Below are 25,140 nucleotides of genomic sequence, written 5' to 3'. Positions count from 1 at the left end.
CAGATATGAGGGCGAAATGCCGAGAAAATCCAAGGGGCCGCGCCTCTACCTTCGTCGCCGAAAGGGGAGGCCGTCAATTTGGGTCATCCTCGACAGCGGACAGCCTGAAATCAGCACAGGATGCGGCGAGCTTGATCGCGCAGGCGCTGAGAAAACCCTCGCAGACTACCTGACGGCAAAGCACAAGCCAGAGTGGCGCACGGGTGAGCCGCATGAAGTTTCGATTGCTGATGTGCTGGCATACTACGGCAAGGAAAAGGCGATAAACCACGCGCATCCAGAGCTTGTTGGCTACCACATGACTCCCCTCCTCGAATTTTTCGGGGAGCGCATGTGTGACTGGTTAGACGCTTCAGCGTGCCGCCAATATTGGGCGGCAAGGGTTGCCGGAAAGGTGGGGCGTCGAAAGGTGCAAGCGACAACCGCTCGGCGCGAACTTGAAACACTACAGGCTGCTTTGCGCTTTTGCCGGAAAGAGAAAAAACTTTCCGTGGATATTGATTTAACCTTTCCGGAAAAGGCGGAGGCGCGGCAGCGCTGGCTAACGCGTTCAGAGGCAGCAGCATTGATCGGCGGCGCTCTCGGCTTCACTGCGACCGCTTATGACGTGAAAACGCGCCAGCCGGTCAAATGGGGGCGAATGTTCCGCCCTTCCTATCATGTCGCGCGTTTCATCCTGATCGGCCTCTACACGGCCACGAGACACGAGGCCATACTTGCCATGCGTTGGAAGGCCAATACGAAGGGCGGCTGGTTCGATCTTCCCGGCGGGGTCATGTATCGGCGCGGGCAGGGGCAGAAGGAAACAAACAAGCGCCGTCCTGCCGTTCCCATCGCAGAAAACTTGGTGCCTCACCTTCAGCGTTGGCGTGGTCTAACGATGAATGGTCCTGTCGAATATCACGGACGGCTGATCCAGAAGGAGCGGAAAGGCTTCGAGCGGGCGCGCGATCTTGCTGGACTAGACGACTATGTAACGCCGCACGTTCTCAAGCATACATACATCACCTGGGCGATGCAGCGCGGCATTCCGATATGGGAGGTCGCGGGCTTCACCGGCACGTCAGAGAAAACGATTCGTGACGTGTATGGACACCATCATCCCGACGCCATGCCCAACGCCAAGAAGCGATTTCGTGGGCACAGTTTGGGCAAAAAATAAAGAAAGGAATTGCGGGTTATGTCGTCAACCTCGCAAACGCCTGCATGTGCAGGGGAACCGGATGGTGGGCGTGACAGGGATCGAACCTGTGACCCCTACGATGTCAACGTAGTGCTCTCCCGCTGAGCTACACGCCCATCCGATGGCGGCGCATAGATCATAAAACCTTGGGAGCCGTCAATAGGCTTTTTTCAATTTTATGACGCTGTGCGCGGCAAGCCTTATGCGGCAAGGAGTTTGTTCACTTCGTCGACGAGTTCGCGCAGGTGGAAGGGCTTGGAAAGTACCTTCGCATCCTTCGGCGCCTTCGAATCAGGGTTCAGCGCAACGGCGGCAAAGCCGGTGATGAACATCACTTTCAGGTCGGGATCGAGCTCGGTGGCGCGGCGCGCCAGTTCGATGCCGTCCATTTCCGGCATGACGATATCGGTCAGGAGCAACGAAAAAGGCTCTTCGCGCAGCCGGTCATAGGCGCTTGCTCCGTTGTCAAAGGACATGACCTTGTAGCCGGCCTTTTCCAGTGCCTTCACAAGGAAGCGACGCATGTCGTTGTCATCTTCGGCAAGAAGTATCTTCTGGGTCATCATCTGTTTCGCTAATCAACTGTTGTCTTGTTGGACTTGTCCAGCGTGTAAGGTAGCCGCTGGCCGTAAACAAGCTGTGAATGGTTGGACGGGATATAATCATCCACGTTCGCAGCCGCATGGTTGCACCCAGCGCCAGCCTCGTGTGGACCGGTATCTGGCTTCAGGGTTCGTCGGTTTCACAGCGTTGGATTAAGGCCATTTTGCTAAAGTTAGTATGGACTTGCGGGCGTGCAGCTGGCAACATGGATATTGCGACAGGTTGTAGACACGGTAAAGATGTTGATGTCCGCAGAGATGCGTAATTTCGAGATTTTCGAGGTATTGGAGCCCGTCTCCCAGACAATTCCCTTTGTCTATAGCTCGCCCCATAGTGGTCGCATCTATCCGCCCGATTTCATCGCCCAGTCCCGCCTGCAGGGCATCGCCATCCGCCGCTCGGAAGACCATTATGTCGATGAGCTGTTTTCGGCGGCGAGCGATCTCGGTGCGCCCCTGCTGCTTGCCAATTTCCCCCGCGCCTATATCGACGTCAATCGCGAGCCCTATGAGCTCGATCCACGCATGTTCGACGGGGCATTGCCGCCTTATGCCAACGTCAATTCGCTACGGGTCGCCGGCGGCCTCGGTACGATCCCGCGAATCGTCGCGGAAAACATGGAAATTTATGCCCGGCGCGTGCCGGTCGAAGAAGCGCTCAGGCGTATCGATACGATCTACAAGCCCTATCACGCGACCCTGCGGCGACTGATTGCCCGTACTCACGTTCAATTCGGCTTCGGCGTGCTGGTCGATTGCCATTCCATGCCGGGCAATATCCGTATTGCCGGCAGCAATATGCGGCCCGATTTCATCCTTGGCGACCGTTATGGCACCAGCGCCTCGGCGGAGCTTTCGCGTGCCGCCATGCAGATTCTCGAGGAGCTCGGCTTCAACGCCGTGCGCAACAAGCCTTATGCTGGTGGCTTCATCACCGAGCACTACGGCCGCCCCTCCCGTGGGCTGCATGCCCTCCAGATCGAGGTCAATCGCTCGCTCTATGTCGATGAAACGACGCTGGAGAAGCGTTCGGATTTTGACGATGTGGCTGCCGCCATCACCCTGTTCATGAAGCGCATCGCCGAGCATGTGGAATCCTACGCGGGCGATCCGGCTCTGGCGGCTGAGTAGTCGCCTATCTCGCGCTCTGAGCTTGCTGAAATGGGCGAGTGGGACAGAAAATCAGCATATGGGCGAGTGCGGAAATCGGGCAGGCCGTCCGAAAATCTGGGCGCAATCTAACCTTTGGAACCCCGCCCGCGTTTTCGAGCAGTCCGCGGGATTCTCGCGAAATATACAACCAAAGGTGTTGTTGCGTTGATAATGAATGTTATCGGCTGCGGCGGGCGTCCCATTTTAGAAGCCAGACAAGCTCGGTCATCTTGATCCCGTCGAGTTCTTGCGATAATGATTTTTGATGTACGTACGTCAAAAATATATCGTGCGCCTATCTGCGATACCGAAAGCGACGTTTCACTGGGCAGGAACGTGAGGCGCCGATATTCAAACCCGACCGCTCAGGCAAGGCTGATTCACTCAACAAGGCAACTTGGAAAGGCGAGACAATGAAGGGGTTCAGGCTTAATCCAGAATTCGTGATAGCAGATGAACAGTCTCTTCGAAGCCTATTTGAAGCCACACACGCTCTCGCGATATTGAAGTGTCAGGACACCCTCGGCGAGCACGCGCAAGACTTCATTAGGCGCTCGCCATTCTTGTGCATAGGCACACAAAATCTGGATGGAAAAGCGGATGTCAGTCCTCGTGGTGACCCCGTGGGTTTCGTCAAAATTCTCGACGAGCGCACGTTGGCGATACCGGATCGACCTGGCAACAACCGTCTTGATACCCTAATCAATATCATAGCCAATCCGAGCGTTGGGCTGATGTTCGTTATTCCAGGGTTTGACGACACATTGCGCGTGAATGGGCGGGCTACTCTGGTGAATGACCCTGATCTGCTGAAAAGGATGAGCGTCAATGATCGCGCCCCTAAACTCGCGATTGTCGTCGAGGTCGCTGAGGTTTTCATGCATTGCGCCAAGGCTTTCCGGCGCTCTCGGTTGTGGAGTCCGGATCATTTTCAGAACCGTACCGAGATGCCGTCGCTCATCAAGATCATTCTCGATGAAACGACTGGCGCGCCAAGCGACAAGGATGAGATGCGTAAAATGGACGACGACTTGGAGGAGGATTACAAGAGGACGCTCTACTAGCGGTAAACGTCGCTTTGGCACGCTTTGCAAATTTCAGACAGACGGTCTGCGGGAGTTTGGCGACGGGCTGAGTATCGCGGGATGATGATGCTTCGCAGGAGCTTTGAAGTCACCTGCACCTGAGAAATCGGCTCTGCGTCTGCCGCGTCATTCCAATGAAACAATAATTCCCGACAAAAAGAACCGCGCTTGTGGCGCGGTTAAGTCTAGGGAGGAAACACCCAAGGAGGGTATTTACAGTCAGAAGACTGTGAGGAGATGATGCTACTGCACTGCACAAATGTCAAGCAGAATATTGCGTTGCAATATATTTAGGCAATTTAGGATTTTCTGCTTGATCCGCAAGCATTCCGCCTCTTGTATCGGCATTTGGTTTGCTTCCCGATCTTTATGCGTTATGACTTCGCCCGCCCCGTCATTTATCCGGATCGACCATGCTTCCTGATCGCTCGTTCTTCTATCGTCTGGCCGAAGCGGCCAAGGCCGAAACTCTGCCGCGCTTTCGTGCCGGCGTCGATGTGGTCAACAAGGAAGCTCAGGGGTTTGACCCAGTCACCGAAGGCGACCGGGCCGCGGAGGCGGCGATTCGGACGCTGATCGGGGCGGAGTTTCCCGATCACGGCATTCTGGGCGAGGAGCACGGAAATATCGGCCTCGACCGCGAGCATGTCTGGGTGATCGACCCGATCGACGGTACGCGTGCGTTTATCTCCGGCGTGCCTGTGTGGGGAACGCTGATCGGTCTGCAGAAAAACGGCCGTGCCATCATGGGCATGATCGACCAGCCGTTTACCGGCGAGCGTTATTTCGCCGACGGCAATGGTTCGAGCTATTCCGGCCCGGATGGCGAAAAGCGGCTGCAGGTGCGCGATTGCGGCAGCCTGTCAAAGGCTATTCTTTTCACCACCTCGCCGCATCTCTTCGTCGGCGAGGAGATGGTGAAGTATCGTGAGATCGAGAGCCAGGTACGGCTCTTCCGCTATGGTACGGATTGCTATGCCTATGCGCTGCTTGCCGCCGGCCATGTCGATCTCGTCATCGAAAATTCGCTGAAGCCCTATGATGTCGGCGGTATCATTCCCGTCATCGAGCAAGCGGGTGGCATCATCACCACTTGGGATGGCGGCCGGCCGGAAATGGGCGGCTCCATCATCGCCGCTGGCAGCCGGGCGGTCTATGATCAGGCGCGGGCCATCCTGTCGCGCTGACTCTTTTTTACGCAATTCCGACAGGAAAACCGCAGCACACTTTTCCTGGAATTGCGTTAGCTTTCGACTTCCATTGTCTCCGCCTTCGCCTCGGCGTCGCTGCCGGGAATGAAGGCGTTGATGGCGGCGAGCGTCGCGTTCCGATAAATATCCCGCTCCTGCAGGAGTTCGTGCTTGGCCCCGTGAATGGGGACGAGCTGTGCCGCGCGGAAATAGCGCGCCAGCCGCTCCTGATCGGCATAGGGCACGATGCCGTCGCGGGTCGGCGCGATCAGTATGGTCGGAATGGCAATCGAGAACAGATGTTCGGGCCTGGTGACGCGATCGATGGCGCGGAACGATTCCGACAGCCAACGCGCCGTCGGTGGGCCGAGAACGAGCTGCGGATAGGTGGTGGCGATCGCTGTATTGCGTCGGTAACGTCGTTCGTCGCCGGTGAGAAGATTGTCAGGGAAAGGTCTTTCCCTGTTTCTCTTCGTGAACTGCATCCGGCCAAGACCAATTGCGCTTGCGGCGTTCGATAGTGCGCGCACGATGCCGGGCGAGGCACCCTGGCCCATAAGGCCGACGAAGGGCGCGAGCAGCACCATGCGCTCGATCCGGATCGCGAGCCGAGGCGCTGCTGACAGCGCGATCAGCGCGCCGGTCGAATGGGCCAGCAGGTAGAATGGCAGGCGTGTGTCCGGCAGCACGATCTTGTCGAGGAAGGCGGTCAGGTCTCGCTCGTAATCGGAAAAACGGCGGACATGCCCGCGCCTCGGATCCTGCAGCAGCCGTTCGGATCCACCCTGGCTGCGCAGATCGAAGGTCGCGACCCATAGGCCCTTGGCGGTCAAATCGCGGACTGTCTCCAGATATTTCTCGATGAACTCATTGCGGCCCTGCAAGAGCACCACGGTTCCCTTGGCAACCGCCTGCTCGCTGCGGAAGACGACATAGCGCAGCTTGCGCCCGTCGAAACTCTCGAAAAAGCCCTCGATGCGGTTTTCCGGCACAGGATTGTCTGGCGTGGAATAGAGGATCGAATCCATGACGATGTCGTGCCTCGCTAACGCGGTGGTTATTCTGAAGGGGATAGCGCAGGCAGGGGGAATTGCAACAGGTTTGTTGAGGGTTGTCGCTGCAAGGCGGCGGGCGCAGGCGTGTCTGATCGAGCGGCGAGATAGCCCCAAATGCTGCCGAAGTAGAGCCGGAACGTTCCTGCTTACCGCCCCGCCACATCCAGCGGAAAGCCTCGAAACGGCTTGATCTCCTTCAGAACGAACGTCGTCTGCATTTCCTTGATCCGGGGCAGGCGGCGTACGATGGTCATGGCGAAGTCGGCGTAGCTGTCGAGATCCGCCGCCACGACCTGCAACAGGAAATCGGCGTCTCCGGCGATGCTGTAGCAGGCGACGACTTCGCTCAGTTTCAGGACGTCCTGCGAAAACTCTTCCGCTTCCGCCTCGCTATGGCTGTCGATCTTGACGCGGATGAAGGCGAGGACGCCGAGGCCGATCTGCCGCCGGTCCAGAACCGCCGTATAGCTCTGGATGACGCCGCTCTCCTCCAATTGCCGAACCCGCCGCCAGCAAGGAGAGGTCGAAAGCCCGACCTCGGATGAGAGCGCCTGATTCGTCAGGCGGCCATCACTCTGGAGGGCGCCGAGGATGCGCGTATCGACAGACTCTAGCGGAAAAGGCATACTTAACCTCATGGGAAATAAAATACGGTAGCTCTTACCATAATTGCCAAATTTTAGGCAATGAAAGGTAAGATAATTCCCATGGCGGGATATATCCTTCGGCGCAGTTTCATCATCTGCCACAGGTTCTCATGCTCCCCGATACCCGCCTCGCCATCGTCATCAATCCGGAACTGCCGCTTGGTCTGATCGCCAACACGGCGGGCGCGATCGCTATTGGTCTTGGCGCCAGATTTCCGGGCCTTGCTGCCCGCCAGCTTGCCGATCGCGACGATCGCGCCATCGATATCAGCTCCAACCTGCCGGTTCCTATCCTGCAGGCGGACGCGGATACGATCCGGGCGCTGATGCTGAAGGCCCTGCCGCAACAAGGCGAGCGGGCAATCGTGCCGTTTCTAGCCTTCGCGCGGTCGCTGCACGACTATGCGGACTATGAGGCGACATTCCCCGGCCGTGACTTGTCGGAAGAGGTGATCGACGGTCTGGGGCTCGTGGGTCCATCGAAATGGGTGAAATCGCTGACGGGATCGCTGAAGCTTTTGCGGTAGGGTTGTTCGCCACCGTATCGCATAAAAAGGCCGGCTTGCGGAGATAGAGATATCCGCTGAGCCGGCCGAGTAAGGACTGAAGAAGAAGGGACGATATGCTTCAGTCATCGGATGTATTTGATGCATCCGACGGTTATATTGATATTCCCGCCAGCCTGAACGGGTGCCGAACCGGGTGTTCATCTGCGGTTCACGCGGTTTTCGGCGCAATCCGAGGCCAGCCATCGGGGCCTTGAACTCCTGAAAAGCGATCCCCATCTCCATTCTGCGGGTGCCAAACGGGCCCGCGAAACCGTCCCGAGGCCGCCCAGAGCGGGGTCGCGGGGCAAACAGTAAATCGCAATCGTCGCTCACAGGAGGACACCATGCGTCACGTAGACTTTACTCCACTTTACCGTTCCACCGTCGGTTTCGACCGTCTCTTCACCATGCTCGACAGCCTTGCGCAGCCGGATCAGGGTCAGACCTATCCGCCCTACAATATCGAGCGGACCGGTGAGAACACCTATCGCATCACCATGGCCGTTGCCGGGTTTAATGAGAAGGAACTGAGCATCGAGGCTCACGCCCATGTTCTGCAGGTCAAGGGTGAGAAGAGCGAAGAGCCGGCTGAAGCCAGCGAATATCTCTATCGCGGTATTGCCAAGCGCGCCTTCGAGCGTCGTTTCCAGCTCGCCGATCATGTCGAGGTCCAGGCGGCTTCTCTAAAGAATGGTCTGCTGCACATCGATCTGTTGCGCAACATTCCGGAAGCCATGAAGCCCCGCCGCATCTCCATCGCCGCCGAGCCGGTCGATACCCCGAAGGCGATCGAAACTCATATCAGCTAACCGTCGTCAGCCGACAGGCCGAGGACAGATCCTCCCAAGATCAAAAAAATAAGGCGGCGCTCCATTGGGGCGCCGCCTTTGTCTTGGGTACTATCGGGATGTGGCTAGGCTGCGTTCGTGGCCCCGTTAGCCTCGGCTTCGGCCTTGGTGGCATCGCGCCTCTTGGCCGCATCGGCATATTTCTGGGCCAGGAAGGCGCAGGTCATCAGCTGGATCTGGTGGAACAGCATCAGCGGCAGGACGATGGCGCCGATACCCTGACCGGCGAAGATGACGTTGGCCATCGGCACGCCGCTTGCCAGCGATTTCTTCGAACCGCAGAAGGTGATGGTGATCTCGTCGGCCTTGGAGAAGCCGAGCGCCCGGCTGCCGAACATGGTGATGCAGAGTACCACTGCCAGAAGCACCATGTTGGCGACAATGACGGTGGCGATGTCGATCACCGAGAAGGTGTGCCACAGGCCCTCGACCACGGCCTCGCTGAAAGCCGAATAGACGACCATCAGGATCGAGCCGCGATCGACCGGCATCAGGATCTTCTTCTTTGAGCGGATCCAGTCACCGATCCATGGCTGCAGCAGCTGGCCGGCGATGAAGGGGGCGAGCAGCTGGAGCATGATTTGCCACAGCACATCCCAGGAAAAGCCGCCCTGGCCACCGACCGAAAACAGCACGCCGACGAGCAGCGGCGTCAGGAACATGCCGAAGATGTTGGAGGCGGAGGCAGCGCAGATGGCGGCCGGCACATTGCCGCCGGCAATCGACGTGAAGGCGATCGACGACTGCACTGTCGAAGGCAGGACGCTCAAGAACAGAATGCCGGTGTAGAGCGCGGTTGGCAGAATGCTGGTCGGCACGACCTGACCCATGGCGAGCACCAGCAAGGGGAAGATACCGAAGGTCGTCAGCAGGATGACGAGATGCAGCCGCCAGTGCAGCATACCGGCAATGACGACATCGCGCGATAGGCGCGCGCCGTGCAGAAAGAACAGCAGGCCGATGGCAAAGTTGGTGGCGATGCCGAAATAGTGGGCGCCCGCCCCATGCACGGGAAAGAAGGATGCCGTCAGGACCGTCAGGACAAGCAGCATGGTGAAGGTGTCTGGAAGAAAGCGGCGCATCGTGCCAACCCCGATCGCAATTACAAGCCATAAGATTATGCCTTGCAGATAGACCTATCGTGATCCACGATGCAAGGAATAACAGTTATCTTAAATCAGGATAAAAGCGATGCTCGATCTTACGCAATTGCGCAGTTTCGTCGCCGTCGAGCAGATGGGCAGCTTCACGCTGGCCGCCGAGCGCCTCGGGCTTGGTCAGTCCACGGTCAGTCAGCATATCCAGCGACTAGAAACCACGCTTGGGCGCCGGTTGCTGGCGCGCGACACGCATCGGGTCGTGTTGACGGGGGACGGGGAGGCGCTGCTCGGCCATGCCCGGCAGATGCTGTCGATCGAAGGCGAGGTGCAGCAGCTCTTTGCCGGCAACAGCCTGCGCGGCAGTCTGCGGCTCGGCGTTTCCGAGGATTTCGTCACCAGCCAGTTGCCGGATGTGCTGGAGGAATTCGTCCACTCGCATCCCTCCGTCGATCTCGAACTGACGGTCGCGCTCAGCGGTACGCTTTATGAGATGCAGGACAATGGCGATCTCGACCTCGTGCTTGCCAAGCGCCGTCTTGGCGATGTCAGGGGGAAGCTGGTCTATCGTGAACCGTTGGTCTGGCTGGCGCGCGATCCGCAGCGTATCCGGGCGATTGTCGGGCCTCTGCCATTGATCGCCTTTCCAGCACCGAGCGTCACGAGGGCCGTGGCACTGGAAGCGCTGCGTCGCCAGCAGGTGCCTTGGCGCATCGTCTGCACCTGCGGCAGCCTTAGCGGCCTGACGGCGGCGGCGCGGGCCGGCATGGGTGTCCTCGTCCAGCCGCGTAGCATGGCGCCGGCGGGATTGTCGGAAATCGCGCCGGGCTGGCTGCCCGCTCTGGAGGATGTCGAATTCGTGCTGGTGCCGCGCAAGGGGGCGGATCAGCTGCTTGTCAGTGCCTTGTCGGAGGATATCCTGGCGAAGGTGAGGGGATTGCGGTCAATATGAACTTCGCCCGCTTTCGGATCGTCTGGATAGGCGTAAAGGACTCGTTAAGATTCATTCGCCGGCTGCCGTCTCCCTTTCCGCGTGCCTCTCTTTAGTGGTGCACGCGCTTCAGGTTCGAGTCAGCTTATCCTGCTATCGCATTTTTCAGTGAATGAGCTGAAGCGAGGATATCAGCCTCCATGATTTATGGCGCCATCTTCATTTCCGGACTTGTAGCCTGCGTAGTGGCAATGACGATGATCGTTCATCATGCGCCCCCTTATGACGGCGCATCGAACTTCACGATGTTCACGCATCGGAATCAGAACTAGGCTTTTGTCGCAAGACTGAGCGCCGGCTGGCCGAAAGCCAGTTCGGCGCTCTTTTTTATTCAATCGTCAAGCAAGGCAGGCGAGGAAGCCGGCGACATCGTCCTCGGTCGTGGCAAAGCTGGTGACGAGGCGGATCAGGGCTTCGTTCTCGTTCACCAGGTCCGGCTGCGATTCCGGGATCGGCCATTCATAGAACTTTGCGCCCTTGTCTTCTGCTTTCTTGGCCGCCGATTTCGGGATGATTGCGAAGACCTCGTTCGAAGCCGTGGGCCATGCGGGGCGTGCGTCCGGGTTTTGTTGGATGCCGGCGCGCAGGCGGTCGGCCATGCGGTTGGAATGGCGGGCAAGGTCGAGCCAGAGGCCGTCCTGGAAATAGCCGTCGAACTGGGCGGCGATGAAGCGCGACTTGGAGAAAAGCTGGGCGGCGCGCTTGCGGATGAAATGCATTTCCTTGGCCTGCTCCGGATTGAAGAAGACGATCGCCTCGGCGCACCAGCAGCCGTTCTTCGTGCCGCCGAAGGACAGGATGTCGACGCCGCGTTTCCACGTCATCTCCGCCGGGCTGGCGTCGAGCGCGACCAGCGCGTTGGCAAAGCGGGCGCCGTCCATGTGCAGCGGCAGTCCGTTCGCCTTGCTGATGGCGGCGATGGCGTCGATCTCCGCAAGCGAATAGACCGTGCCGATTTCCGTCGCCTGAGTGATGGTTACCGCCGCGGCGCGGCCGTGGTGGATGGCGTCCTGCGGGAAGCGCGCGACCTTGGTGGCGAGCGCCTTTGGGTCGATCTTGCCGAGAGCACCGTCGACGGTCGCGAGCCTCGCGCCGCTGAAGAAATCCGGCGCGCCGCATTCGTCTTCGGCGACATGCGCTTCGCTGTGGCAGAAGCTGATCCCGCCCGGCTTCTGGACGCTGGCGAGCGATAGCGAATTGGCGGCGGTGCCGGTTGCGACGAAGAAGACGGAGACTTCGCGCTCGAAAATCTCGGCGAATTTGGCCTCGACTTGTCTGTCGAGATCGCTGGTGCCATAGGCCGAGGCGAAACCGCCGGATTCGGCAAGCAGACGTTCGGCGATCTTGGAATGGGCGCCGGCCCAATTATCGGAAGCAAAAAACATTGATAACACCAACTGAGACTACAGGTTTGCGGGAAAGGTAGTTAAGGTCTGCCGGACATTAATCCAATGCTGCGGGCTATCAAGAGTGCAGTGCTGAAGGACTCATCACAGAAATTGATCTAAGCAATCAACAAACAAAATGATGCGCTGCAGCGAAACTTTCTTGCTTGAAATTTGCAACATCGGCAATCTTCCGTCGCGCATTGACGAAATTTTGCCCTTTTGCTCTTGCGAAGGCAGATGCTTTCTGTCATAGAGCTGGTGAATTAGGACAGGGTTGCTGTCCTATTTTGGCCACCGAGGCCGAAGATGCGCCAGGGGTCCTGACGATGTCGGGATTTCGAGCTATAGTCATTGTGAGCATGTCCTATCTTAGCCTTCAAGGCGATGGGCAGGGCGGGAATGAAATGGCAAGGCGCGGAACGCTGACGACGGGCTCCACCGAGGGGCCATGGTTTGCGACCGGATCTTCACAATGCAACAGCGCTGTCGCGCGTCGGGCCGGGTAACGGAGCGACGCGGGACGAAGGATCGCCCGCGCCGCGGGCCTTACCGGAGGGAAGACGATGACGAACAGGACGCCGTCCATGACTTTTGACCAGACTGCTGCAGCCAACGCTGTCGCTGCGGCCAAAACGTCGAAACGCGCCGGCGGCATCCCCCGGAAGCAAGGCCTCTACGATCCGCGCAATGAACATGATGCCTGTGGCGTCGGCTTTGTCGCGCATATGAAGGGCCAGAAGTCGCACCAGATCGTGCGCGACGGCCTGTTCATTCTCGAAAACCTGACGCATCGCGGTGCCGTTGGCTCAGATCCGCTGATGGGCGATGGTGCGGGTATTCTCGTGCAGATTCCGGATCGTTTCTTCCGCGAGGAAATGGCCTTGCAGGGCATCACCCTGCCGAAGGCGGGCGAATATGGCGTCGGCCATTTCTTCCTGCCGCGCGACGAGGCACTGATCGAGCATTTCAAGGCTGCCATCAAGCAGGTGGTTACCGAGGAAGGTCAGGTCCTGATCGGCTTCCGCGATGTACCGGTCGACAATTCCTCGCTGTCGAAGGCGCCTGATATCGCCGCCACCGAGCCGCATCATGTGCAGGTCTTCATCGGCGCCGGCCGCGATGCCGGCACGAACGAGGAATTCGAGCGCCGTCTGTTCACCCTGCGCAAGGTGATCTCCAACCGCATCTATGCGGAATACGAAGGCGAAGAGAGCAGCTTCTATCCTGTGTCGCTGTCGAGCTCGACCATCGTCTACAAGGGCATGTTCCTCGCCTATCAGGTGGGTGCCTATTATAAGGACCTGGCCGATCCTCGTTTCGAGACGGCGGTTGCCCTTGTGCACCAGCGCTTCTCGACCAACACCTTCCCGTCGTGGAAGCTGGCGCATCCGTATCGCATGGTCGCCCATAACGGCGAAATCAACACGCTGCGCGGCAACGTCAACTGGATGGCTGCCCGCCAGGCGTCGGTGTCTTCGCCGCTGTTCGGCGAGGATATCTCCAAGCTCTGGCCGATCTCCTATGAAGGCCAGTCGGACACCGCCTGTTTCGACAACGCGCTCGAATTCCTCGTGCGCGGCGGCTATTCCATGGCGCATGCCATGATGATGCTTATCCCTGAGGCATGGGCCGGCAACCAGCTGATGGCGGCCGAGCGCAAGGCGTTCTACGAATATCATGCCGCCCTGATGGAACCGTGGGATGGCCCGGCTGCGGTCGCCTTCACCGACGGCAAGCAGATCGGCGCGACGCTCGATCGTAACGGCCTGCGTCCGGCCCGCTATCTCGTCACCAACGACGATCGCATCATCATGGCGTCCGAAGCCGGCGTTCTGCCGGTGGACGAAGAGAAGATCATTCAAAAGTGGCGCCTGCAGCCGGGCAAGATGCTGCTGATCGACATGGAAAAGGGCCGCATCATCTCCGACGACGAGGTGAAGTCCGAGCTTGCCACCAAGCATCCCTATCAGAGCTGGCTGAAGCGCACGCAGCTGATCCTCGAAGACCTGAAGCCGGTGGAGCCGCGCGCGCTGCGCCGCGACGTATCGCTGCTCGATCGCCAGCAGGCCTTCGGCTATACGCTCGAGGACACCAAGCTCCTGATGTCGCCGATGGCGACGACGGGGCAGGAGGCCATCGGCTCCATGGGCACGGATACGCCGATCTCGGCCATGTCCGACAAGCCGAAGCTGCTCTACACCTATTTCAAGCAGAACTTCGCGCAGGTGACCAACCCGCCGATCGATCCGATCCGCGAAGAGCTGGTGATGAGCCTCGTTTCCTTCATTGGCCCGCGCCCGAACCTGCTCGACCATACAGGCATGGCCAACGCCAAGCGGCTGGAAGTGCGCCAGCCGATCCTGACCAATGGCGATCTGGAGAAGATTCGCTCGATCGGCCACACGGAAGACCGTTTCGACACCAAGACGCTCGACTTCACCTATGATGTCGATCGCGGCGCCGAAGGCATGCCTGAGATGCTCGACCGTCTCTGCGAGCGCGCCGAAGCGGCCGTTCGCGGCGGCTACAACATCATCGTGCTTTCCGATCGTCAGATCGGACCGGACCGCATCGCGATCCCGGCGCTGCTGGCGACCGCCGCCGTGCACCATCACCTGATCCGCAAGGGCCTGCGCACCTCGGTCGGTCTCGTCGTCGAAACCGGCGAGCCGCGCGAAGTGCATCATTTTTGCCTGCTTGCCGGCTATGGCGCCGAGGCTATCAACCCCTATCTCGCCTTCGACACGCTGCTCGACATGCATCAGCGTGGCGACTTCCCCAAGGAAGTGGACGCCAGCGAAGTCGTCTACCGCTACATCAAGGCGGTCGGCAAAGGCATCCTCAAGGTCATGTCGAAGATGGGCATTTCGACCTATCAGTCCTATTGCGGCGCGCAGATCTTCGACGCGATCGGCCTGCAGGAAGAATTGGTCGACAAGTATTTCTTCGGCACGGCGACCATGATCGAAGGCATCGGCCTCGAAACCATCGCCGAGGAAACCGTCGCCCGTCACAAGTCGGCCTTCGGTGCCGACCCGATCCTGGCGAGCACGCTCGAGATCGGTGGCGAATATGCCTATCGTATGCGCGGCGAAAGCCATGCCTGGACGCCGGATGCGGTGGCCGCCCTTCAACATGCCGTGCGCGGCAATGCCGAGGATCGCTATCGCGAGTTCGCGGACATGGTCAACGACTCGGCACTGCGGATGAACACCATCCGTGGCCTGTTCAAGATCAAGAGCGCGGAAGCGCTCGGCCGCAAGCCGATTTCGGTCGATGAGGTCGAGTCCGCCGTCGATATCGTCAAGCGTTTCTCGACGGGCGCCATGTCCTTCGGCTCGATCAGCCGCGAGGCGCATACGACGCTGGCGATCGCCATGAACCGGATCGGCGGCAAGTCGAACACCGGCGAGGGCGGCGAAGAGTCCGACCGTTATATGCCGCTCTTCGACGGTTCGCCGAACCCGGAACGTTCGGCGATCAAGCAGATTGCGTCTGGCCGCTTCGGTGTCACCACCGAATATCTGGTCAATGCCGACGTGCTACAGATCAAGGTCGCGCAGGGCGCCAAGCCTGGCGAAGGTGGACAGCTGCCCGGCCACAAGGTCGACGCGACCGTCGCCAAGACCCGGCATTCGACGCCGGGCGTCGGCCTGATCTCGCCGCCGCCGCATCATGACATCTACTCGATCGAAGATCTGGCGCAGCTGATCTTCGACCTGAAGAACGTCAACCCGACCGCCGATGTCTCGGTCAAGCTCGTCTCGGAAGTCGGTGTCGGCACGGTTGCCGCCGGCGTTGCCAAGGCGCGCGCCGATCACATCACCGTCGCGGGCTTCGACGGCGGCACGGGCGCTTCGCCGCTGACATCGCTGAAGCATGCCGGTTCGCCTTGGGAAATCGGCCTTGCCGAGACACAGCAGACGCTGGTGCTGAACGGGCTGCGCTCGCGCATCGCCCTGCAAGTGGACGGCGGCCTCAAGACCGGGCGCGATGTCATCATCGGCGCACTGCTGGGTGCCGACGAGTTCGGCTTTGCCACCGCACCGCTGATCGCGGCCGGCTGCATCATGATGCGCAAGTGCCACCTGAACACCTGTCCGGTTGGTGTGGCGACACAGGACCCGGTCCTGCGCAAGCGTTTCAAGGGCTCGCCTGAGCACGTTATCAACTACTTCTTCTTCGTTGCCCAGGAAGTGCGCGAAATCCTCGCCTCGCTCGGCTTTGCCAGGCTGGACGACATCATCGGCGCTTCGGAGCTGCTGGAGAAGGACGACATGCTCGCCCATTGGAAGGCAAAGGGGCTCGACTTCAGCCGTATCTTCCACAAGGTCGACGCGCCGAAGGAAGCGACCTATTGGACTGCCCTGCAGAAGCACCCGATCGACGACATTCTCGATCGCAAGCTCATCGAGCAGGCGGAGCCGGCGCTTACCAGCAAGACGCCTGTTGCTATCGAGGTCGGCATCAAGAACGTCGACCGTTCGGCGGGCGCGATGCTGTCGGGCGCTGTCGCCAAGCGTTATGGCGCCCGTGGTCTGAAGGACGATACGATCAGCGTCACGCTGAGGGGCACGGCCGGACAATCGTTCGGCGCGTTCCTGGCGCGGGGCATCACCTTCAACCTCATCGGTGACGGCAACGACTATGTCGGCAAGGGCCTTTCGGGCGGCCGCATCATCATCCGTCCGCCGGAGAACTCGAAGATCCTGGCCGAGCATTCGATCATCGTCGGCAATACCGTGCTTTACGGCGCGACCGAAGGCGAATGCTACTTCCGTGGCGTTGCCGGCGAACGCTTTGCAGTGCGCAACTCCGGTGCCGTCGCGGTTGTCGAAGGTGTCGGCGACCATGGCTGCGAATACATGACCGGCGGTGTCGTTGTCGTGCTCGGCGAAACCGGCCGCAACTTTGCAGCCGGCATGTCGGGCGGCGTTGCCTATGTGTTCGACGAGAAGGGCGATTTTGCCCGCCGCTGCAACATGGCGATGGTCGAGCTGGAACCGGTTCCGGAAGAGGACGAATTGCTGGAGAAGCTGCACCATCACGGTGGCGACCTCATGCACAAGGGACGCGTCGACGTCTCCGACGACATGACGCGCCACGATGAGGAGCGGCTCTACCAGCTCATTTCGAACCATTTCCATTACACCGGTTCGACGCGTGCGAAGGAAATCATCGATCAATGGACGGATTACCGCCCGAAATTCCGCAAGGTCATGCCGGTTGAATACCGTCGCGCCCTAGAGGACATGGAGCGGAACCGGTTGAGTGTGGCGGCGGAGTGATCCGCGGCAACGCCTCTACCATTCGAGGGTTTCGCGCCTGATTGCGATCGCCGAATTGGCGATCGCGACTGTCGAATAGCGGAATCAGATTTGAATTACAGTGCCGGAAAAGGCAGCGGGACTTGCCTTCAGGCATGGGAGCCATCGGGCTTCTCTTTAGAGTGAGGAAACGAAAGCATGGGCAAGGTAACAGGCTTCTTGGAAATCGACCGGCAGGTTGGCAAGTATCAGCCGGCGTCGGACCGTATCCGGCATTTCCGCGAATTCACGATCCCCATGTCGGACCCGGAAGTGCAGAAACAGGCCGCGCGCTGCATGGACTGTGGCATCCCCTATTGCCATGGCCCGACCGGCTGCCCGGTGCATAACCAGATCCCGGACTGGAACGACCTCGTCTACAACAACAATTGGGAAGAGGCGATCCGCAACCTGCATTCGACCAACAACTTCCCGGAGTTCACCGGCCGTGTCTGCCCAGCACCCTGCGAGGAAGCCTGCACGCTGAACCTGGAAGATGCGCCGGTCGCGATCAAGACGGTCGAGCAGGCGATTGCCGACAAGGCCTATGAGCTCGGCTTCATCCGCCCGCAGCCGGCCACGGTCCATACCGGCAAGAAAGTTGCGGTCATCGGCTCCGGCCCCGCCGGCATGGCGGCGGCTCAGCAGCTTGGCCGCGCTGGCCATGAGGTTCATCTTTACGAGCGCGAGTCGAAGGCTGGCGGGTTGCTGCGCTATGGCATTCCGGACTTCAAGATGGAGAAGAACTTCATCGATCGCCGCGTCGAGCAGATGAAGGGCGAGGGTGTGACCTTCCATTGCGGCGTCAATGTCGGCGTCGACGTCAAGATGGAGCAGCTTCTGGCCGATCATGAGGCCGTTCTTTACTGCGGCGGCTCGGAAACCCCGCGCGAAGCCGGCATTCCCGGCGTCGAGCTTGCCGGCGTCCATGATGCCATGCCCTATCTCGTGCAGCAGAACCGCCGCGTCGGTCGTGAAAACATCGACAGCATCGGCTGGCCGTCCGACCCGATCCTCGCCGGCGGCAAGCATATCGTCGTCGTTGGTGGTGGTGACACCGCGTCCGACTGCGTCGGCACGGCCTTCCGCCAAGGCGCCGTCAAGGTGACCCAGCTCGACATCCGCCCGCAGCCGCCGGAAAAGGAAGACAAGCTCGCCGTCTGGCCGTTCTGGGCCACGAAGATGCGCACTTCTTCCTCGCAGGCTGAAGGCGCCGTGCGCGAATTCCAGGTCGCGACGCTGGAATTCGTCGGTGAGGACGGCGTGCTGACCGGCGTGAAGTGCTGCGAAGTGGATGAGCGCCGTAAGCCGATCGCCGGCACGGAATTCATCATTCGCGCCGATCTCGCCTTCATCGCCATCGGCTTCCGCGGCCCGTTCACCGACAGCGTGCTCAAGGACCTCGACGGCAAGTTGACGCTCAACACCGACAAGCGCGGCTCGACCAACGTCGTTGCCGACGACAAGGAATACAAGACCTCGGTCGACAAGCTCTGGACCGCCGGCGACGTTCGCCGCGGCCAGTCCCTGGTCGTCTGGGCCATCCGCGAAGGCCGCCAGGCCGCCCGCGCGATCGATGAAGCCCTGATGGGCGCCACGGTGTTGCCGCGGTAAAAGGCCAGTCAATACCAAGTGGGGCCTTGTTTAATACAAACAAGGCTCCGCTTTCAACTCGCGATGGTTGATGTGGCGATGACTTCCGCTTGAGGATAATCGCGAGGCGCTTCCTTATAGAGGATAATGTAGCCCGGTAGGGCAGTTGCTTGCCATCCGATCGGTAAAGCACTGACAATGTGCTGGATTGCCTTGCGCGGAGTAATAGGGCCGCTTAGCGCGCTAAGTCCAGTTAGTTCCATATCAATGTGAGGTTTTCTGCCGCCACCGCCCTTTCCTTGATAGCGGAATGTATAGGGTAAAGCTTCCTTTAATCGAGCTAGGGCGCTCGCTGCGGCCTCACTCGTTTCGATCGCAAACGCTATTTCTCGATCGATATCAATTGGAAACTTTGCATCGTAATTCTTGGGATCGACCTTCGTGGTATCTCGTTCTCGCCCGGGGTCATTGGAGCCGAAACCACTTCCGTTCCAGTCAAGCGCTTTCACTCCGCCGTAATGCCGAATGAGATCAGACTCCAAATCCATTGCAGTGAAAACGAAGATGCGTACCGTCTTAAAGCTGACACGCGTTGGATCGAGGCCAACGCGATGCATGATTTTCCGCGCGTGGCGGGACAGTCGCTTATGCAAACCTGCCTCGGCATCGGTTTTGCCGATATAGACAACGCGGTCATCGAGGAGAAGCTGATAAACACCTTGTTCTTCAGGTATCGTCAGCAAACTTGCGGTGTTGAGCGGAGCGGCCTCTAATGCGTCGAGTACCTCGATGAGCCGGGTCAATAGCGCGCCCGGAAGGTCAAACTCGAATTCAACATATCCTTTCATTTCAAAAAGTCCGATCCCCCAAAAGTTAGGTGGTGTTTTACGCTGCGAGCTATCACGCTAGCCAGTTCAACGGGCACCGCGTTACCGAGCTGCCGCATGGTTTCAGTCCATGAACCATGAAATCGGAATTCGTCTGGAAACGTTTGTAAGCGCGCACTCTCTCGCACCGTAAAGTAACGCACACTGCCATCTGGCCGCCGAAGCATGTTCTCGCCACCAGGTACGCCGTGGACACCGGCTTTTAAGGTCTTTCCTGGCTCGTCCAATGGGCTGCCAGTATGGCCAGGGTAAGTACGCGCGCCGGCTTGGAAACGATGATCGTGATGCTTTTTAGCTTTTAATGGCTCGAGTTCTGGATCGGGTAGATCGCTGATGGCATCGCGTGTTGTTCGCCAAGGAAGTACGTCCGTCTTTTTGGTGAGACGATCTAGCCGGCCCCAATGGCGGTCATCGACTATGCGATCGGCTTTTCGCACTTTGTGGCGCTCCCAATAATTCCCCTTCAACTGATCCGAGAGGAGAGCGTCGTGGGAGTGAGTTTCGCGAGGGAACGACCATTCGATATCGAGATCATTGCGAAAGCCGACGAATACCACACGTTCGCGGCGCTGTGGCACGCCGTAATTCGCGGCATTGAGTACACGATAGACGACATTGTATTCCAATCCCGTTGATCCGCGATGCCCTGTGTGGTGCTTTTCAAGTCTACTTAAGTGACCTTCCCAGTCTTCACCGTACTTGGCAGTCAATTCGGGATAAGTCATCTGTAAAACAATATGAGACAGGTAGGTGGCGAAACTCTCGCGAGTAAGGCCTTTAACGTTCTCAAAAATGAAAGCCTTGGGTTTTGTTTCGCGTAAAGCACGCACGGCCTCTGGCCACATGTCTCTGGAATCAGCATGGGCTCGGTGCTTCCCACCCAGCGAAAACGGTTGGCACGGAGGCCCCCCGGTGATTAGGTCGATCTTACCTTCCAAAGTCCTGAAATCGACGCCGCGCACGTCACCTTCGGTCGGCTCCGGCCACGTTCCTATCAAGCCGAAACCATCTCGGCGATTCTCACGAATGGTGTCACAACACCATCGATCCCATTCTATAATCATTTGTGGAGAGAATCCGGCTCGACTGACTCCTAGGCCCAGCCCACCGGCGCCCGCGAAAAGCTCGATCGCTTTCATACAGTCTTTTCCTCTAGGAATTCTTGTAATTTGTTCTGCAATTGTTCACTTTGCCGCAATTCACACTCCCATACAATCAATATGTCCCATCCGAGCTGGTTTAGGGTTTTTTGACGCTGCGAGTCGCGCTCAGCGTTCCCTTTCAGCTTCGGTTCCCAGAAATCAAGTCGAGACTTTGGAAGGCGGGCGAGGCGGCATTCTGGGTCATTGTGACGATGCCAAAAACAACCATGGATGAAAATCACCTTCCGACGTTTTCCAAAGACAATATCCGGTCTACCTGGAAGATTGTTCCGATGCAGTCGGTATCGGTAGCCCATCCGATGCAAAAGACGGCGAACAACCATCTCGGGTTTCGTATCACGATTTCGGATACGCGCCATTCTAGCGCTACGTGCGGTGGGGCTCAGAGTATCCATTGACGTTGCCCTGTACACGATAAATAGGCCTGAGCCTGTCTCGTTCGGAGGGGTGATTTAGTTTCGAATCGTTATCTCGATCAAGCGTGTTTACATAACATTTTTTTAATGAGCAGCCCCCGGCAGCCGATAATCGTCGACGCGGCCCTTCGGGGCTGGGGCCATCTGGCCTTTTTCGACCAGCAGGTCGCGGGGCGAAGGTGTCGTAGGCGCCGGGGCGGGAGTTCCGCCGAGGAGCTGCGAGCCGCCGTCGAGGTTGGGGTCGGAGATGCTCATCGGCTGGGTGCGGATGATCTTTTCCGTCTCCGTGGCCGGCAGGTTTGCCTGTTCGGGCGCTACCGGATTGCCGGTGTCGAGGCGTGTGATATCAGGGCTTGCCTGATCGCCAAGTAGGCGGCGCACCGGCTTTTCGACGTAGAAGGCGACCTTGCGCTTGCCTGCCGCCGTCAGGTTGACGCCGTCGGCGGTTCTGAGCCGTACCTGCTGGCCGTTGATGTCGGAGCCGGTGACGATGAATTCACCGTTCTGGTCGGTGAAGCCATCCCAGATATCGATGAACTCGCCGCCGACGCTTGCGGCCTGGCTTTCGTAAAGCTGATTGAGCTTTACCGCGCCTTCGGTCAATTGGTCCGAGCCGAAGGATGGCAGGCCGACCCAGATGAGGGGGATGTGGCGGTTCGTCACCAGCTTGGCGAACTGTTGCACGCGCTCCTCATAGGCGAGGAACCAGGGATCGGTGCCGTATTTTTCGTTGAGGCCGTCGCCGATGATCTGCTGGCGGTCGTTGGCGCCGATCATTACGACGACGACTGCGGGTTTCAGTTGATCCAGCATGGTGGGCAGTTGCTGCGGCCAATTGTAATAGTCCTGGCGCACGAGGCCGGACGCGACTGTGCCGCGGGTCTGGACGACAACGCCGGGTGAAGTCGAAAAGGCGTCTGCTAATCCGTCGCCGAGGCCGCTTGCCAGGAAGTCGCCGACGACAAGGATCGTCTTGGCATCGGGCAACTTTTCCGCCGGTGGCGGTGTATCCGGTTGAACCACCACCTGGCGCGGCTTCGGCGGTGGCGCGACCCGTTTACGCGGCTGCGTCGAGCGTCTCGGAGCCGGCTGATCGTAGGACTGGTCGGGAATATCGGGCTCGGATCGGCCGAACAATATATCGAGCAGCGTCTTGCGCGGCCGCTCCTGCGCCTCGGCGGCCGTCGGCAGGCTGGCAAGGGTAAGGCAGACGGCAAGAAGTGCCGCGAGGGTCGATTTCGCGGCAGCCATGATTGCGCGGGCAGGTCGGTTTTTCATCGGGCTCATTTCCGCTCAATGCCCCCATGGTCGCATGAAGACGGCACCGCCGTCCAGCATATCCAAGGTTCATGGTCGATGGCGGCGACCTATTTGCGTAGCCTGTTCAACAGGTTCATCGAGGGTTCGCCATCGGCGTCCATGCCGATGCGCTGCTGAACCGCGGCGATGGCGGCCTTGGAACCGGAGCCGAAATTGCCGTCGACGACACCGTCGTAATAGCCAAGCTCCTTCAGCCGCGTCTGCAGCTCGAACTTCTGTTTGACATCCAGCGTACCGGTCGGGCGCGGCCAGGATTGCTGCATGCCGCCGTAGCCTGCGAGCTGATCGGCGAGCAGGCCGACGGCGATCGCGTAGCTGTCGGAAGCGTTGTAGCGCTTGATGGTGAAGAAGTTGCCGGTCATCAGGAAGCCGGGGCCGTTGGGACCACCCGGCATCTTCAACTGCGCGCGTTCGGAGTTCAGGCGGAAGCCCTTGCCGTTCGGGCGGCCGAAACCGAGGGCGATCCATTGGGCGAGCGTGTGGGTCTTGCCGGCTTGCGCGCTGCCGCCCGGCGGCACGGTGACTTCGTAACCCCAGGTATGGCCGGTGCTCCAGCCATTCTTCGCCAGCAGGTTGGCCGTTGTCGCCAGCGCGTCGGGAATGGAGTTCCAGATATCGGCATGGCCGCTGCCATCGGCATCTACGGCATAGAGCAGATAGCTGGTCGGGATAAATTGCGTGTGGCCCATGGCGCCGGCCCAGGAGCCGGTCAGCTCCTTGCGCGATATGTCGCCGTTCTGCAGAATCTTCAGTGCTGCGATCAATTGCTTCTTGGCGTAGTTGGCGCGTTTCGTATCGGCATAGGCGAGCGTTGCCAGCGCGCGCGGCACATAATGCAGCTTCTCTTCCTTGGCCAGGACCGCGCCGTAATTCGATTCCATCGACCAGATGGCGAGCATGATATTGCGGTCCACCCCGAAATGCTGTTCTAGTGAACGCAGTGTGGAACCGTATTTGGTCGCCATCTTGCGGCCAACATCGACGGTATAGGGATTGACGCGGGAATCCAGGTAATCCCAGATCTGGGATTTGAATTCCGGCTGGTATTGCGCTTTTTCAAGGACCGTGGGGTCAGGGTCCGTTACGCCGGCAAATGCATTGCGATAGGTCGACTGCGTAATGCCGCTCTTGGCGGCGGTGCTGTAAAAACCCGCAATCCATTTTTGGAACCCTGGGTCCGCTTTGGCGTTAATGGGGGTTAATCCCGCAAAGGCGCCGAGCGCGAGCGCCAGAGCGAGACCAAGAAGGGAGTGTTTGCGGTTTGAAGTCATCTACAGCCGTGTCCATCAATACTTGGATTTCGGAGCGGCGATGCGCGTAGCAGTCGCCCAAGCATGACATTACAGAAATGAAGTCAACAAATTGTTTACCATGGAAGCCGGGGTCAGTCATCATTGCAAAACAGTCGCAAATTTATTCTACTGACCCTCGAAATAATGTTGGCGTAGAACGATTTAATTCCCCAGGAGGTATGAGTGGGACAGCATAAAAAGGTGCGTAAGGCAGTATTTCCGGTCGCCGGGCTTGGGACGCGATTCTTGCCGGCAACCAAGTCGGTGCCGAAGGAAATGCTGACCGTCGTCGATAAGCCGGTGATCCAATACGTTGTCGATGAGGCGATGGAGGCGGGCATCGAGCATTTCGTGTTCGTGACCGGCCGCAGCAAGCATGTCATCGAAGATTATTTCGATATTCAGTTCGAGCTCGAACACACACTGCGCCAGCGCAACAAGAATGCCGAGCTGACGCTTTTGAGCGGCCTTTTGCCGAAGGCGGGCACGGCGAGCTTCACCCGTCAGCAGGAACCGCTCGGCCTCGGTCACGCCGTCTGGTGCGCCCGCGAGATCGTCGGTGACGAGCCATTTGCGCTGCTTCTGCCTGATATGGTCATGCGCGCCGAAAAGAGCTGCATGAAGGGCATGATCGAGCTCTATGGAACCAGCGGCGGCAACGTCATCGCGGTTGAGGAGTGCGCGCCGGACCAGACGCACAAATACGGTATCGTCGGGGTCGGCGACACCATCGGCAACGGCTTCCGCATCACCGAGATGGTGGAAAAGCCAGCCAAGGGCACGGCCCCGTCGAATTTCTTCATCAACGGCCGCTACATCCTGCAGCCGGAGATTTTCGAAATCCTGGAGAGCCAGGAACGCGGCGCCGGCAACGAGATCCAGCTGACCGACGGCATGCTGAAGCTTGCCCAGAAGCAGGATTTCGCCGGCTACCACTTTCAGGGCCAGACGTTCGACTGTGGCGCCAAGGATGGCTTCATCCTCGCCAACGTCGCCTTCGCACTTGCCCGCGCGGATATTCGACCGACTGTCGAAGACGGCCTGAAGGCGCTGGTCGCGGCGCTGAAGTAAGAGCTTTATCTCGCCCTTGGCGGGCGAGAAAGCAATTTCTTAGGATTAGGCGAGGGCTTGTCCCTCGTCTAATTTTTAGAAATTGCAAGAGAGGGGGTAGGTAGGGACACGCGGAACCCCGAACTGATCTGAGCAAGAATTGGACCCCCGCTCTTGCAATTTCAATGGCTTAGAAATTGTGCTAAGCTTCTGAATATATATGGCGCCTCCTGCATCGCAATTCCTAAACCAGTGAAATTGCGTCTCGTCCGCCAAGGGCGAGATGAGCTCCGCGTTCGCCGCGCGCATCAAATCTATCCCGGTAGT

At 59.0% G+C, this 25,140-nt stretch carries 20 protein-coding genes and 1 tRNA gene; 10 read left to right on the top strand and 11 right to left on the bottom strand.

Going from position 1 to position 25,140, the window contains the following annotated elements; all coding sequences use genetic code 11:
- The first annotated feature begins 16 nt into the window (after positions 1–16).
- Positions 17–1,162: a site-specific integrase gene (locus HB780_RS21670; protein WP_183696361.1), complete on the top strand. Its 1,146-nt coding sequence runs from the start codon at positions 17–19 to the stop codon at positions 1,160–1,162.
- Positions 1,163–1,224: 62 nt separating this feature from the next.
- Here HB780_RS21670 and HB780_RS21665 read toward each other — a convergent pair.
- Both HB780_RS21665 and cpdR1 read right to left on the bottom strand, forming a co-directional pair.
- A tRNA-Val gene (locus tag HB780_RS21665) sits at positions 1,225–1,299 on the bottom strand.
- An 84-nt stretch (positions 1,300–1,383) separates the two neighbouring features.
- Positions 1,384–1,746 (bottom strand): response regulator CpdR1, encoded by a 363-nt coding sequence (cpdR1, locus tag HB780_RS21660; protein WP_183697351.1) that lies wholly within the window; start codon positions 1,744–1,746, stop codon positions 1,384–1,386.
- A 285-nt stretch (positions 1,747–2,031) separates the two neighbouring features.
- On the opposite strand from cpdR1, the gene HB780_RS21655 reads away from it, so the two are divergent.
- From HB780_RS21655 to hisN, 3 genes are all read left to right on the top strand, one after another.
- The gene (locus HB780_RS21655; protein ID WP_183697348.1) at positions 2,032–2,916 is read left to right on the top strand and encodes an N-formylglutamate amidohydrolase; all 885 of its coding nucleotides are present in this window, start codon (positions 2,032–2,034) and stop codon (positions 2,914–2,916) included.
- A gap of 434 nt (positions 2,917–3,350) precedes the next feature.
- The gene (locus HB780_RS21650) at positions 3,351–4,001 is read left to right on the top strand and encodes a pyridoxamine 5'-phosphate oxidase family protein (RefSeq protein WP_183696358.1); all 651 of its coding nucleotides are present in this window, start codon (positions 3,351–3,353) and stop codon (positions 3,999–4,001) included.
- A gap of 434 nt (positions 4,002–4,435) precedes the next feature.
- On the top strand, positions 4,436–5,209 hold the full coding sequence (gene hisN / locus HB780_RS21645) for a histidinol-phosphatase (RefSeq protein ID WP_183696355.1): 774 nt from the start codon (positions 4,436–4,438) through the stop codon (positions 5,207–5,209).
- Positions 5,210–5,265: 56 nt separating this feature from the next.
- Here hisN and HB780_RS21640 read toward each other — a convergent pair whose 3' ends face one another.
- Positions 5,266–6,240 carry an alpha/beta fold hydrolase gene (locus tag HB780_RS21640; protein WP_183696351.1) on the bottom strand — a complete coding sequence of 325 codons (975 nt, stop codon included), beginning with the start codon at positions 6,238–6,240 and terminating at the stop codon, positions 5,266–5,268.
- Positions 6,241–6,413: 173 nt separating this feature from the next.
- Positions 6,414–6,893: an Lrp/AsnC family transcriptional regulator gene (locus HB780_RS21635; protein WP_183696348.1), complete on the bottom strand. Its 480-nt coding sequence runs from the start codon at positions 6,891–6,893 to the stop codon at positions 6,414–6,416.
- 131 nt (positions 6,894–7,024) lie between these two features.
- Here HB780_RS21635 and HB780_RS21630 point away from each other — a divergent pair, with 131 nt between their 5' ends.
- On the top strand, positions 7,025–7,441 hold the full coding sequence (locus HB780_RS21630) for a DUF2000 domain-containing protein (RefSeq protein WP_183696345.1): 417 nt from the start codon (positions 7,025–7,027) through the stop codon (positions 7,439–7,441).
- A 365-nt stretch (positions 7,442–7,806) separates the two neighbouring features.
- A complete protein-coding gene (locus HB780_RS21625) occupies positions 7,807–8,271 on the top strand; it encodes an Hsp20 family protein (protein WP_183696342.1) in 465 nt (154 codons plus the stop codon).
- 104 nt (positions 8,272–8,375) lie between these two features.
- On the opposite strand, the gene HB780_RS21620 is transcribed toward HB780_RS21625, so the two are convergent.
- Complete coding sequence (locus HB780_RS21620; RefSeq protein WP_183696339.1) at positions 8,376–9,392, bottom strand: bile acid:sodium symporter family protein; 1,017 nt, start codon at positions 9,390–9,392, stop codon at positions 8,376–8,378.
- 109 nt (positions 9,393–9,501) lie between these two features.
- Between HB780_RS21620 and HB780_RS21615 the strand changes: the two genes are divergently transcribed.
- Complete coding sequence (locus HB780_RS21615; RefSeq protein ID WP_183696335.1) at positions 9,502–10,359, top strand: LysR substrate-binding domain-containing protein; 858 nt, start codon at positions 9,502–9,504, stop codon at positions 10,357–10,359.
- Positions 10,360–10,736: 377 nt separating this feature from the next.
- Here HB780_RS21615 and HB780_RS21610 read toward each other — a convergent pair whose 3' ends face one another.
- On the bottom strand, positions 10,737–11,783 hold the full coding sequence (locus HB780_RS21610) for a threonine aldolase family protein (protein WP_183696333.1): 1,047 nt from the start codon (positions 11,781–11,783) through the stop codon (positions 10,737–10,739).
- A gap of 566 nt (positions 11,784–12,349) precedes the next feature.
- Between HB780_RS21610 and gltB the strand changes: the two genes are divergently transcribed.
- Positions 12,350–17,074, top strand: coding sequence for a glutamate synthase large subunit (gene gltB, locus HB780_RS21605; RefSeq protein ID WP_183696330.1), 4,725 nt, complete (start codon positions 12,350–12,352; stop codon positions 17,072–17,074).
- Positions 17,075–17,251: 177 nt separating this feature from the next.
- Complete coding sequence (locus HB780_RS21600) at positions 17,252–18,706, top strand: glutamate synthase subunit beta (RefSeq protein WP_183696326.1); 1,455 nt, start codon at positions 17,252–17,254, stop codon at positions 18,704–18,706.
- Between the two features lie 53 nt (positions 18,707–18,759).
- On the opposite strand, the gene HB780_RS21595 is transcribed toward HB780_RS21600, so the two are convergent.
- The 5 genes from HB780_RS21595 to HB780_RS21575 all read right to left on the bottom strand — a co-directional run bounded on the left by HB780_RS21595 (position 18,760) and on the right by HB780_RS21575 (position 23,742).
- Positions 18,760–19,533, bottom strand: a complete 774-nt coding sequence (locus tag HB780_RS21595; protein WP_183696323.1) for a GIY-YIG nuclease family protein — start codon at positions 19,531–19,533, stop codon at positions 18,760–18,762.
- Positions 19,530–20,711, bottom strand: coding sequence for a DNA cytosine methyltransferase (locus tag HB780_RS21590; protein WP_183696320.1), 1,182 nt, complete (start codon positions 20,709–20,711; stop codon positions 19,530–19,532). Before HB780_RS21590 ends, HB780_RS21595 begins: the two co-directional genes overlap by 4 nt.
- Complete coding sequence (locus HB780_RS21585) at positions 20,708–21,130, bottom strand: very short patch repair endonuclease (RefSeq protein ID WP_183696317.1); 423 nt, start codon at positions 21,128–21,130, stop codon at positions 20,708–20,710. The genes HB780_RS21590 and HB780_RS21585 overlap by 4 nt, the downstream gene beginning before the upstream one ends.
- Before the next feature lie 105 nt (positions 21,131–21,235).
- Entirely contained in the window at positions 21,236–22,429 is a 1,194-nt protein-coding gene (locus HB780_RS21580) for an SGNH/GDSL hydrolase family protein (RefSeq protein WP_183696314.1), read from the bottom strand.
- Positions 22,430–22,518: 89 nt separating this feature from the next.
- The gene (locus tag HB780_RS21575) at positions 22,519–23,742 is read right to left on the bottom strand and encodes a lytic murein transglycosylase (protein WP_183696311.1); all 1,224 of its coding nucleotides are present in this window, start codon (positions 23,740–23,742) and stop codon (positions 22,519–22,521) included.
- Between the two features lie 204 nt (positions 23,743–23,946).
- Here HB780_RS21575 and galU point away from each other — a divergent pair, with 204 nt between their 5' ends.
- On the top strand, positions 23,947–24,834 hold the full coding sequence (gene galU / locus HB780_RS21570) for a UTP--glucose-1-phosphate uridylyltransferase GalU (RefSeq protein ID WP_183696308.1): 888 nt from the start codon (positions 23,947–23,949) through the stop codon (positions 24,832–24,834).
- Positions 24,835–25,140 lie beyond the last annotated feature (306 nt).

The sequence above is a fragment of the Rhizobium lusitanum genome (assembly GCF_014189535.1).
Taxonomy (GTDB): Bacteria; Pseudomonadota; Alphaproteobacteria; order Rhizobiales; family Rhizobiaceae; genus Rhizobium; species Rhizobium lusitanum_C.
Note: the sequence above shows the minus strand (reverse complement) of the source record. Positions and strands in the feature narration are given on the sequence as shown.